The sequence below is a fragment of the Microcoleus sp. LEGE 07076 genome (genome assembly GCF_015207455.1).
Lineage (GTDB): Bacteria > Cyanobacteriota > Cyanobacteriia > Cyanobacteriales > Microcoleaceae > Microcoleus.
In genome coordinates this window covers 1-11,142 of the sequence record NZ_JADEWV010000190.1, presented here as the reverse complement: position 1 = coordinate 11,142, position 11,142 = coordinate 1, and the positions used below count along the sequence as shown (strand labels likewise).

The 11,142-nt window shown below is 45.7% G+C and carries 12 protein-coding genes and 1 pseudogene; 6 read left to right on the top strand and 7 right to left on the bottom strand.

The window, feature by feature from the left end:
* From IQ270_RS23745 to IQ270_RS23735, 3 genes and pseudogenes are all read right to left on the bottom strand, one after another.
* Positions 1 to 244, bottom strand: a pseudogene (locus IQ270_RS23745) (hypothetical protein); the annotation flags it as partial.
* 168 nt (positions 245 to 412) lie between these two features.
* A complete protein-coding gene (locus IQ270_RS23740; RefSeq protein WP_193975647.1) occupies positions 413 to 763 on the bottom strand; it encodes a hypothetical protein in 351 nt (116 codons plus the stop codon).
* 120 nt (positions 764 to 883) lie between these two features.
* Positions 884 to 1,084: a hypothetical protein gene (locus tag IQ270_RS23735; protein WP_193975646.1), complete on the bottom strand. Its 201-nt coding sequence runs from the start codon at positions 1,082 to 1,084 to the stop codon at positions 884 to 886.
* Positions 1,085 to 1,180: 96 nt separating this feature from the next.
* Between IQ270_RS23735 and IQ270_RS23730 the strand changes: the two genes are divergently transcribed.
* From IQ270_RS23730 to IQ270_RS23720, 3 genes are read left to right on the top strand one after another with little or no spacing between them, the layout of a single operon-like run.
* On the top strand, positions 1,181 to 2,377 hold the full coding sequence (locus tag IQ270_RS23730) for a sensor histidine kinase (RefSeq protein ID WP_193975649.1): 1,197 nt from the start codon (positions 1,181 to 1,183) through the stop codon (positions 2,375 to 2,377).
* Positions 2,378 to 2,387: 10 nt separating this feature from the next.
* On the top strand, positions 2,388 to 3,038 hold the full coding sequence (locus IQ270_RS23725; protein WP_193975645.1) for a response regulator transcription factor: 651 nt from the start codon (positions 2,388 to 2,390) through the stop codon (positions 3,036 to 3,038).
* A 45-nt stretch (positions 3,039 to 3,083) separates the two neighbouring features.
* On the top strand, positions 3,084 to 3,509 hold the full coding sequence (locus IQ270_RS23720; protein WP_193975644.1) for a hypothetical protein: 426 nt from the start codon (positions 3,084 to 3,086) through the stop codon (positions 3,507 to 3,509).
* 137 nt (positions 3,510 to 3,646) lie between these two features.
* On the opposite strand, the gene IQ270_RS23715 is transcribed toward IQ270_RS23720, so the two are convergent.
* Entirely contained in the window at positions 3,647 to 4,471 is an 825-nt protein-coding gene (locus IQ270_RS23715) for an NAD-dependent epimerase/dehydratase family protein (RefSeq protein WP_193975643.1), read from the bottom strand.
* A 111-nt stretch (positions 4,472 to 4,582) separates the two neighbouring features.
* Between IQ270_RS23715 and IQ270_RS23710 the strand changes: the two genes are divergently transcribed.
* Positions 4,583 to 5,434, top strand: coding sequence for a YkvA family protein (locus IQ270_RS23710; RefSeq protein ID WP_193975642.1), 852 nt, complete (start codon positions 4,583 to 4,585; stop codon positions 5,432 to 5,434).
* Positions 5,435 to 5,514: 80 nt separating this feature from the next.
* Here IQ270_RS23710 and IQ270_RS23705 read toward each other — a convergent pair whose 3' ends face one another.
* Entirely contained in the window at positions 5,515 to 5,829 is a 315-nt protein-coding gene (locus IQ270_RS23705; RefSeq protein ID WP_193975641.1) for a zinc ribbon domain-containing protein, read from the bottom strand.
* 363 nt (positions 5,830 to 6,192) lie between these two features.
* Here IQ270_RS23705 and IQ270_RS23700 point away from each other — a divergent pair, with 363 nt between their 5' ends.
* Both IQ270_RS23700 and IQ270_RS23695 read left to right on the top strand, forming a co-directional pair.
* Positions 6,193 to 6,774 carry a hypothetical protein gene (locus tag IQ270_RS23700; RefSeq protein ID WP_193975640.1) on the top strand — a complete coding sequence of 194 codons (582 nt, stop codon included), beginning with the start codon at positions 6,193 to 6,195 and terminating at the stop codon, positions 6,772 to 6,774.
* Positions 6,775 to 7,112: 338 nt separating this feature from the next.
* Positions 7,113 to 7,586, top strand: coding sequence for a TspO/MBR family protein (locus IQ270_RS23695; protein WP_193975648.1), 474 nt, complete (start codon positions 7,113 to 7,115; stop codon positions 7,584 to 7,586).
* Positions 7,587 to 8,091: 505 nt separating this feature from the next.
* Here the strand turns inward: IQ270_RS23695 and IQ270_RS23690 are convergent.
* Together IQ270_RS23690 and IQ270_RS23685 are read right to left on the bottom strand one after the other, a co-directional pair.
* Positions 8,092 to 10,158 (bottom strand): hypothetical protein, encoded by a 2,067-nt coding sequence (locus tag IQ270_RS23690; RefSeq protein WP_193975639.1) that lies wholly within the window; start codon positions 10,156 to 10,158, stop codon positions 8,092 to 8,094.
* A gap of 609 nt (positions 10,159 to 10,767) precedes the next feature.
* Positions 10,768 to 11,142: Hsp33 family molecular chaperone HslO (locus IQ270_RS23685; RefSeq protein WP_193975638.1), on the bottom strand; the 375-nt coding region annotated here is incomplete at its 5' end.

The following is an 11,142-nucleotide window of genomic DNA, read 5'->3' as shown; positions in this document are numbered from 1 at the left end:
CCTTTTCAGTCTTCGGTTCTTTTGCTAAAATATTATTTTTAGGTTTGCTTTCCGGCAATCTTGGAGCTTTCCGATCGACTTCAGCAACAGGAGCTTTCGGAATTTTATCAACAATTTTCACCCGCTCCGTTGATTGCCCGTTTTGCTGCAAATTTTTGCCATCAACTTTAGGGCGAGTGCCATTTCGACTATCACTAATATTTTTTTTAATCATCATAAACCTCAGACCAAAAATACCTATCAACGGCAGTTATTGTCGGGTGAGTCAGGCACAACAATCAGCAATAAGACAAAACATTCAACCCCCTGACGCACCCTACAATAAATCGCATCTCGATACGATCGGCTTTAGTATCCCAACCTCGCTTTCAGAGCATTACTGAGCTTTGGTTTAAGACTGTTTTTACCCATTTCACATCCGAGGATAAGCAGCCTTGAGAATCGCCTTAACTTTTGTTTTTTGGTCAGCACTGAGATTGACTTGATTAAGAGCTTTCCCCATTTTTTCGCCTGCCTTGATTTTGGCGTCCAACTGTTTTACCTGTTGGGGCGTTAGCACTGCTTCGACTTGTTTGCGAACTTCGTCACGTTTCTTGGCGCGTTCGGCCGGAGAAAGCTTCGGTTGTGCTGAAGTTCCTGTATTTGCAGCCACCACGTGAGGTTGGGTGACATTGGAAGCCTTGGATGGCATACAAGCAGACAAACTACCTATCGACAAAGCGCCGGCGAGGAGAAATGCTGATGCGATCGTACTTCTTTTCATAATTCACTGCCTTTAAATTAACTCTTACCCACAAATCTTAGAAGGTCAAACCAGCCAGCGCATCATGCAATACTCCTAATCTAACCAGTCAAAAAGCACATAGCGATTGTGACTTTTTTCCTAGTCCAAAACCCCAAAATCAGCCACAAAGGCTCTAACGCAATCGATCGCACCTTCGCTAAGCTGTTGTGGCAAAAGGGAGAATGGGAGAGTGGGAGAGGGGGAGAGGGGGAGAATTGCCCAATTCCCAATTCCCAATTCCCAATTCCCAATTCCTTCAACATCCATCCATGACATCCGGTGACGAACTTCCTTCGCCATAGGGGGGCTAATATGTTTTTTGACTCTAAAATATTATCTATAATTAAATCAGCGCGATTGCTTCAATCGCTCCAGATGTTGATGGGAAAAAATGTGATGATTCGGCTAACCTATCCGTCCTTTCGTTTATTGCTTTATTTAGAGTGGCTGCTGCTAGCGACGGCCGGATTGATAGAACTGCTGCATCAGTTTCAGTCGCTGTGGTCGCTGATGTGGCGCGCGGGCGCGATCGCACTTTTCGGCTTCATCGGGCTGCGTTTGCCAACAGTTAACTTAGGGAAAAAAGTTTTATTCACAGCCCTCGAATTTGGATTAATTTTGTTGCCAATAGTCCAACAAGGATTATCCAGCCGATCGAGCTTTTTGCTATTTCTCGTTTTGCTGATGCGGAGTTGCCTAATTTTCCGGCAGCCCGGACAGATAGCAGTCTTAAGTTTAGCAATGCTGTCCTATACTTCGCTGCTGTTATTCAAACCAATTTTACCCGAAAAAGTCATTTCCACAGTTTGGGAATGGCGGTTGAGCAACGTGTTATTATTTGGGTTGACCTTAGTATTTGCCTTGCTATTAATCAATGCCTTAATTGCCGAACGTCAAAGCCGAGAGGAATTAGAAATAGCCCACGACAAACTAGCGGTGACTCACCAACAATTGCGACACTACGCACTGCGAATAGAAGATCAAGCAACATTGCAGGAACGCAACCGAATTGCCCGCGACATCCACGACGGATTGGGACACACCCTCGCGGCTCAAACAATTCAGCTCAATAACGCCCTATTGTTCTGGAATTCCGAGAATGAAAAAGCCCTGGATTTTCTGAAACAAGCCAAACAACTCGGTTCAGAAGCATTGTTAGAAATTCGCAAATCTGTTTCGGTATTGCGATCGAATCCTTTGCAGGGATTATCTCTCGAAAGTGCGATCGACAAACTGCTCCAAGACTTTCAGCGCATGACTGGCAGCGAAATTTGCGACTTTATTAATTTACCTATTACCTTATCTCAAGAAATGAATATCACACTTTACCGTATTGTGCAAGAATCCCTAACAAATATTCACAAACACGCCCAAGCAACGCTCGTGATAGTTAAACTCCAGCAACACGCAGGACAGATTTATTTATCAATTTCTGACAACGGCAAAGGCTTCGATCCGGCCCAGAATACTACAGGATTTGGAATGCAAGGAATGCGAGAACGAGTGGCGGCGCTAAGTGGTCAATTTGTCATTTACAGCGAGTCAGCAAACGGTTGCCAAATCTCAGTTTCTTTGCCTTCTCAAAATATTTAGGGTTGATAATATGATTAGAATATTGCTAGTAGACGATCAGCATATTATTCGTCAAGGACTCAAAAGTATGTTAGAGTCCAATTCAGATATGCAAGTAATCGGTGAAGCAGAAAACGGACAACGAGCGATCGCCCAAATCCCAATTTTACAGCCCGACATCGTACTGATGGACATTCGGATGCCCGTGATGGACGGCGTAGCCGCAACCGCAGCCATCACCCAATCCTATCCCGACACAAAAGTCTTAGTGTTAACCACCTTTGACGACGATGAATATGTCAGCAAAGCAATGCGACTCGGTGCAAAAGGCTACCTGCTAAAAGACACCGAACCCGACGAACTAGCCCTAGCAATTCGCGCTGTTTACAAAGGACACACCCAACTCGGGCCCGGATTGTTTGAAAAAGCCCTGATGACACCTGCTGTAACTATTTCCCCAGCGGTTTTGCCGCCAGAATTAGAACAACTAACCCCCAGAGAATTAGAAGTATTGCGTTTAATCGCCAATGGTGCGAATAACCGAGAAATTGCTCAAACCTTATTTTTATCAGAAAATACAGTAAAGAACTATGTAACAAATATTTTGAGCAGATTGAATTTGCGCGATCGAACTCAAGCCGCCCTATTAGCTCATTCACTATTTAACCCCAAAATCTCATGACACCTTATAGTGTATGATGGTTTCTCTAATTAAAATTGAAGTCAGATGCTCCCAAAACTACTAACTACTACAATTGTTTTTCTGTCTGCCGCCATCCCTTGTTTGGCGATGACTCCCTCAGAATTAGCAACATTTGCAACTAACTATAAATACAACGAAAATGCTCCGGTAGCTTATGCTTATTATGACAAAGCTTGTCAAACGACTGTTTCTGTGGCACTGGTAAAAACTCTGGATTTAGGCAGCGGAAGAATCGGAGGAATTACCAACAAATATCTGTGTTGGGGAGCTACTTATACTTATTTTGAAATGACTCGCGGCAACTTACAATCTATTCGAGTCTTTGCGGAAGTAGGTGCCGGCCGATCGACTCGTTATACAAACTGGGGCCCCGTGGCAAATCCTGGGGATGATTTAACTCAGGATCAGCTTATATCTGTAGCAAAAGCGATCGCCAAACATACGCAATAAGCTAGCTTTTTGCACAAATATTCGATCGACCAGTTAACCGCAGATTTCCAGCGGATAAACGCTGATGGACTCAGATAATTGAAAAAAGAGCGATCGCCTGAATGCAATTGTGTTTAATGTGTGTTTAATGATTGCATTTAATACTCTCTAATTTCAGGATGGATAAATTGATAACCAGCCGCCTTAATCTTTTGATTCGACACCCTCGCATTATAAGGTCGCACGCTAGGACTTCCATCCCAAGTAGCTTTTGGCAGATTGTGAGTTTCAAAAATGCGATCGAGCAATTCACCACTAGATAGCGACACATCCCCAACTAAATTGTAAATCCCCTGCAATCGATTCTCCAAAGCAAATATTAATCCCCCAACAACATCATCCCTATGCACCCAATTTGTAGCATCTTCCCCTGCACCGGGACGAGTGCTTCCAGCCCAGCCTCCAAAGATTTTAACTAATTCTCGCCCAGGCCCATAAATGCCACCCAAACGAAGAATGCAGATGTGAAGGTTGAGACTCGATGCTGCTAATAAAACCCGTTCTGTTTCTGCGAGAATTTCACCGTTGGGATTGGCGGGTGTGGCGGGCGATTCTTCGGTTACCAGCTTACCTTGTCGATCGCCGTACACAGAATAAGTACCCGTATAAATAACCTGCTTTACCGTCGGTATCTGCTGCAAAACCGATACCAAAGTAGTCGCCGTGTCTAAATAACTCTGCCGATAAGCATGAGAATTTGGAGCACCGACGCACAGCATAACAGCATCTTGGTCTTGCAATACAGCCGCCATTGCATCTCGATCATTTCCCCGGAGCACAGCCACCCGCTGGGCGACACCCTCCAATTCAGTGACTCGGCTAGCCGTCGTAGTTGTCACCGTCACGGTAGAATCTGATTTGTCGCGCAAATGTTGGGCTGTCGCACTACCCACATAACCTCCACCGACGATCGCCACTTTCATAAAAAATTCTCCCTTGTTTCATCCCCTCTCAAATTATTGCCGATTTGTGCGATCTATTCGAGCTGAGTTTTATGGTAAAATGTCAAGTGTCGCGATCGATCGGAGTGCATCATGCCCGAGGCAGATATTTTTGCCACCTCCTCAGAAACCGAACTTTTAGCTTTTTATGGTTCTTTATTTGCGATCGCAGCCGCCGATGGTTCCGTAGATATTGAAGAACTAAATTTGCTATTTAAAACCATAAGTTTAGACAAGTTTTCTGACTCTGCAAAAACCCAAATCCAATCCTACACAACCCGCCCCCCAATCCTCAATGACTGTTTGCAAACACTAAGCCACTCACAAGAGTCCCTGCGCTTGGGAATGATGTATTTTTTGATTAACATTGCTTGGGTAAATAATACGCTCCATCTCAAAGAAAGTGAAGCGATCGCAGCAGCTCAAAAAATCCTAGCAATTTCTGACAAGCAAGTCCAAGCCATGCAGGAATTTGTCGAAAAATTAAAACAAATACGCGCGGCTGGAACCAACCAGAACCAAGCATCAAAATCATTAAATTCTGCTATATCTCTGCTAAAAAAAGCAGGGATTCCTTTAGCTTTAATCGATCCCAAAAATACTACAAATCTCACCGAAACTAACATCAAATATTCCGATGAAACTTTTTGGATAAAACTTAAAACTTTTGCTGTTACCGCAGGTAAAGAAGTAGTTGAAAAAGCTTTGATACTTTATTACACAGCTCAAAATCCCAACGTACCGGCTTGGGCAAAAGCAGTTGTGGTGGGAGCTTTAAGTTATTTTATATCTCCTGTCGATACCATCCCCGATATATTAGTCGGCATCGGATTTACAGACGATTTGGGAGTATTGCTGGCGGCGATAGCGACTGTTTCAGTATACATTAATGCTGAAACTAAAGCACAAGCAAAACAAAAAACAAATGATTTATTTGGTAAATAATATTAGAATTCAGTAGTCAGCAGTCATTAGGAATAATTACCAATTACCAATTACCAATTACCAATTACCAATTACCGAGTTCAGTCTTTAAGCGGCTTGCCATCTCGATTGACAATACGGCTTTCACCATCCTTAGCGGTGACATTTTCATAAACACCTTCATCCCGCTTCACGTACTTGCTGAAACCCGAATTTTTATAATCGGTGTCGGATGTCGGCTTCATCAACCTCGGAGCGCTCAGCAAACGGCGCACCGGAGCATCTGCGGGGGTGTCCCCGGGTTCGCACTTAGCCAACTCGCACAGTTGACCCCAAGTCGAAACTTCCAGGTTCATGCTGTGCGAAACTTCTAACTGCTGGTTGTTTTTGGGACAAAAATAATCGTATACAGGCATACTAAGAATCTCGTTTGCAACCACTAAAATTACTAATTGCACAGTTGTTGAGACTATTATAGCTCGATATTACTAACTGTTAAGGCAAAAAAATAAAATTTACTATTTTTAACGGTTGGTGAAACACTAAATCAGCTATATTATTAACCCTGTGCAGTTGCTCCCAAATGCGATCGAGACCAAGGCCCAAACTACGCTACCCTGAAATTGTTTTGCGCGATCGCTCAACCGACGGCTAGCAAATGCCCCCAAGACTTTTCTGAATGCCGTCAGTTAAGGATTTATCGTCATTTTCAAATTGCACCCCAATCACAAATTCTAGATTTCAAGTTTATTCATTTACTCACCAGCGAGGATTTACCGATGAGCGATTTCAAAGTTACACCAGAAGTAGAGCTGAATACAGCTCAAATGTTGGAGCGATACCAACTGCAAGATGAGACTATTCTGCGGGGTTGGGCAAAACTTCACGGGATCAACAGCACTCGCGGTTTTTTCTATCCCAGTGAGGTAGATTTGATGGATCACGCTCACCACCACATTTACAATTTGGGAATGAGTATTGCTGAATACCAAAGTCTTTTAGCCCGGCGCCGCAGCAATTCCCAGACATCAGGCAACCAAAATAAAACAGTAGCAAGTCAAGTTGCTGACGAAGCATACGATGCCATAGAAACGCTGACAGAACAATATTCTGAAGCAGTTGATTTAATGGGAGAACGTATAGCAGACCATTTCATTGATGAACTAGATTTATCAGTGATGCGACACCTTTCTCAAAAAGTAAAAGACCGGCGCACTCTCAACGGTCAAACGAAAAAGCCTAATCGTTTTCTTCAAGTTATTAAAGCCGTGTTGCAACCGAGCAGCGAAAATACGCTTCTAGTTCCGAGAAAAGATGGTGACTCTAGTTTAGAATTAGAACAGCATCACCGGCTCGGCTAGCCGATTTAGTTGCAAGGCGAAGGGCTAGTTATAGCGGTAAGGTGCGCCCCCGCACCCTACACAATGCCGATTCTGGATCGAGGACAGGAGTAAGCTGTCGCACAAATAAACATTGCATATTGGCGGGCTAGGAGCAACTGCCCACAAGAGTTTTCTTGTTTTTTAGATAAAATTTAAATCCAGAACAGCTTATGAAGGCAATAAATTTGCTGTTTTTAATCAGTATAATTTACGTTCACGTTATAAATTTAAGACTGGAGAGAGATGTATTTATCGCCTGAGTTACCTAAGATATCTGCTGAATACAACCCGTCAACGTCACCTAATGGATAAAGATGATGATTAAATCCTGGATGGTAATTGGAGGTGTCGCCTTTGTAGTAGCACTTTTCGCTAGCTTGCTCTCGCCCAGCGACATCCAATGGTTCAACCGCTTGCAGCGTCCGAGATGGCTAGTATTTGAAAAAGCAATTCCGATCATTTGGACAGTAATTTTTATTTGTGCAGCTTGGTCGGCAGTGATTGTTTGGGAAAAAGAACCGGGAACTCAGGAGACTTGGCTGAGAATGGGCTTGTACCTGCTTTTAGAAATAGTAACGATATCTTATACTTCTGTGATGTGCAAACTTAAGAGCCTAAAAGTCGGCACAATCATCGGCGGAACGGGCGCTATTTTAAGCGTAATACTAGCTTTAAGTGTGTTGCAAGTTTCGCAGCCGGCGGTCTTGTTATTGCTGCCTTACATACTCTGGAGTCCGATCGGCACTTACACGACTTGGGTAATGATGCACTTGAATCCGGCGGATGTTTAACCGAGCTAAAAATAAAGGCTAATTGGGGAAAAATTAATTCAGTTTCGGACGCAGAAACTCTATCTGTAGGGTGCGGGGTGTGAATTTTATATCAATTCCGGTTGCACTAAAATATGACTGTTGACTGTGGGTCGAAAAACTGAATGGTTGAGTGTTAACTGTTGACTCGATTTTATGATTCCGATTCAACCGTCCACGATATTACTGCTGGGAAAAAAGGTAATTGCTAAGCTGTACCTCGATCGATTTAAAAATGCTATGTAGCGCAATTGTCCCGATCGCACTCAAACAAAAACCACTTTTTACACTCATCGAGAAGCTCGCTTTCTGTTGTCTCTGTTGTCTTTCTTTTCTTCCTCCGCGACAAGAGCGCCGCTTCGCCTACTGCATCTTCGCGGTTGGGTGAGATATTCTCTAAGTTCGATCGTTTCGTGAGGGCGGGTTTATTTAATTGGGGTTTGGTACGAGAAGATGATTTGTAAACCCGCCTTACAGGTCGATCGACCTAGAGACTCGGAGACTTGCTCGGCTCGGTTTCCGGCGGCTCGGGAACCGGAGACTCAGACTCAGCAGGCGGAGGATTCAGCGACTCCTCCCAAACTTTGATTTGCGATCGAGCTTGATCGAAAGCCCGAGAACCCGGGGGAATCTTCTTCAAAGTGGCGATCGCCCCAGCCAGATCCGACGACGACTGTTCCACACCAAGCGCCAAAATCCGCTGGCTCCATTCATCAATCGCCTCACTCGCCTGCCAGCGGAGCGAACTCGACTCTGGAACCTGAATGGCCAGGGTAATAGCCGCTTGCAAAGCGTCAGCAGTTCCGGCTCTGGCTGCTTGACGAGCGTTCTGCAAACCTTGCTCGCCCAAAAATTGAGCCTCCCAAGTCCGAATGTTCGATCGAGCTTCCTCATAAAGCACCCGTCCAGAGCGAATCCGGCGGGCCATCTCAATTGCCTCAGCCAAATTGCCCCTAGCCGCTAGCTGCTGAGCTCTCTCCAAAAACGGCTGGTCTTGAAGGCGCTGTCTTCTCTCGATCCAAGCCTGTATTTTGGTTTGAGCTTCCCCGTAAAGCGCCCTACCTTGAGAGATCCGAGAAGCTTGAGCAACGGCGGCCTCCAGAGAATTCGGATCGCCCGCGATCGCCAAATCGTTAGCTTTTTGCAGGTACGGACTGTCTTCCAACAGCTCGATTTGACGGCTCAAGCGAGCAATTTGAATGCGAGCTTCCTGAGAGCGGGGATTTGATTGGGGGACTGTTTGCAACTGCCCGATCGCAGCCCTCAAATCATTTACCCCTCCCGGCGCAGCCAGCCTGCTTGCCGCATCCAAAGTTTTGACATCAGCCATTTCTTGCTGCCAGCGGCCGACCAAATCTTGAGCTTGTTTGTATAAAGGGCGGCCCGACTTCAACTTTTGAGCAATCTCGATCGCCTTAGACAAACCATCAACAGAGCCAGTCAAAGCCTGAGCCGTACCGCTGGCCAACTGATTAAAATCCTGAACTTGTTCCTTTAAATTTGCCGACTCCGGAATCTTGGATGCGATCGCCACCGCCTCCTGCCAATCCCCTGTCTGCAAGCGTTTTTGGGCGATCGCCAGAATTTTCTTGCTAAATTCCGCGATCAGCTTATTAGCAGCTTGATACAAATAACTGCTGCCATCGATTCCCTGAGCCAGCTTAATTGCCGTCACCAGATTTTCCAGCCCTCCCTCCGAGGCTGTGTTTCGGGCTTTTACCAACTTATTGCCTTCTACCTTGGTCGTCTCAATTGCCTTAGTCAGTTCCTCATACTTAGCCGACTCCCAGAAAGTATTTCCCGTATCCAACAGCAGAGTAGCTTCGCTGAAGGCCTTAGTCCACTCTTCCTGACGCAAGTAATCTACCGCAGTGCGGTAAATTTTCTCTGCATCGTTCCAGAGCGACTGCCACTTTTCAATCTGCTTTTCCACCGTCACCGAAGCCGGAACGTTTCGAGGAACCTTGCGAGCGATCGCGATCGCCTCATCGAGTTTCCCTTCTTGGAACCTAGCATTTCCCAACCTGAGAATATCCTGCGACCAGCGATCGATTTGACCGTTAATTCTCGGTCGCAGCGGGTGGTCTGAGGGCAAAGCATTCACTAATTCGATCGCCCTGAGCAAATCATCAGCCGTCCGCTTGCTAGCTGCTTCTTGAGCGCAAAAAAAGCGATCGTTAGCAGAAGCCGTCGGCCAAAAAATCTTCGAGCAATTCGACTGCGCTGTCAAGTTGAGCAAAGACGAAATTGCCACAAACCCCATACCCACTGACAGCATCAAACTCACCGCCAGCCAAAACTGCCACTTTTTATACCACCTTTGCCACAGCCCATTGTCTTCTCCCGGGGACTGCCAGTTTTCCCTCGACTCTGTGGGTCGCTGTCCGAGATCACCTCCCGGCTGTTGTCCCGAAGTAACCAACTCACGGATCTCTTTAAGTCGCTGGGCCCGGTTTTTCCTAGTGGGAATTGGCACTAGCGAGGAAGTATCCTTTTTTGGATCGAAGGATTTTGATGCAGACCAACGGCCTGGTGTTTTGCGATCTTGACTCATACCTTGCTTACCACAAACAACAACCAGGAATTCTTAAATATTTCAAAACAGCGAGGGCTAATATTTTCCTGATATAAAACATATCCATAACTTTTACATCTCAACCGTATCAACTTGCCTTCTTGCTGCTGACTCCAATCACCCAAGACTTACGCGCCCTCTCTACAATTTGAGATTGAACAATCAGAGATTTACTCCACGGATGAATCAGGGAGCAAGAACCGCCTTCTAAAATTTGGGAATCGCAAGCATAGGAGTACGCGACACGGCATTCAGTTTTGGGCGGGATGAGAAACCCGATTTTTAACGAGATTTCCAGCCACTCCACCCAACTTTTCGAGCAATTCCGGGTTTTTCTCTCGATCGCGTCCCAGAAGCTTCGATCCCACCACAAAAATTCCAGTTTGGCGATGGGTGAGTCCCTGACGCCTAAACCGAGTTTGATGTAGGAAAACCTCTAGTGGAGCGCGATCGCTCCGGGTCAAACAAACTCTCAATCTCGATCGCGGTCGTGTAAGTCCCGTAGGTAATTGATAATGTGTAATTGGCAATTGGTCAAGGCCTCGATCCCCAACTCGCACTCAAGGGAACCAATTACACATTATCCTCTCAAGAACCCGAGTTCGATCGCAAATCCCCGATCAGTTCAGCAAGTTCATCGCTGTTAGCCTTGTAAACCTCGTTACAGAAATGGCAAGTAGCCTCAGCCCCGCCATCTTTTTCGATCATGTCTTGGAGTTCCGCTTCGCCCAACATTTTCAGAGCGCCCAAAACTCGATCGAACGAACAGCCACAGTGAAAGCGCACCATCTGAGTTTCCGGGAAAATTTCCAGCCCCATATCACCCAGTAACTCTTCCAGAATCTGCTGCAGCGTTTTGCCCGATCGTAGCAGCGGCGTAAAACCCGACAGTGCAGCCACTCTAGATTCTAGAGTTTTCACCAACTTTTCATCCGTTGCGGCCTTCGGCAGCACCTGCAACAG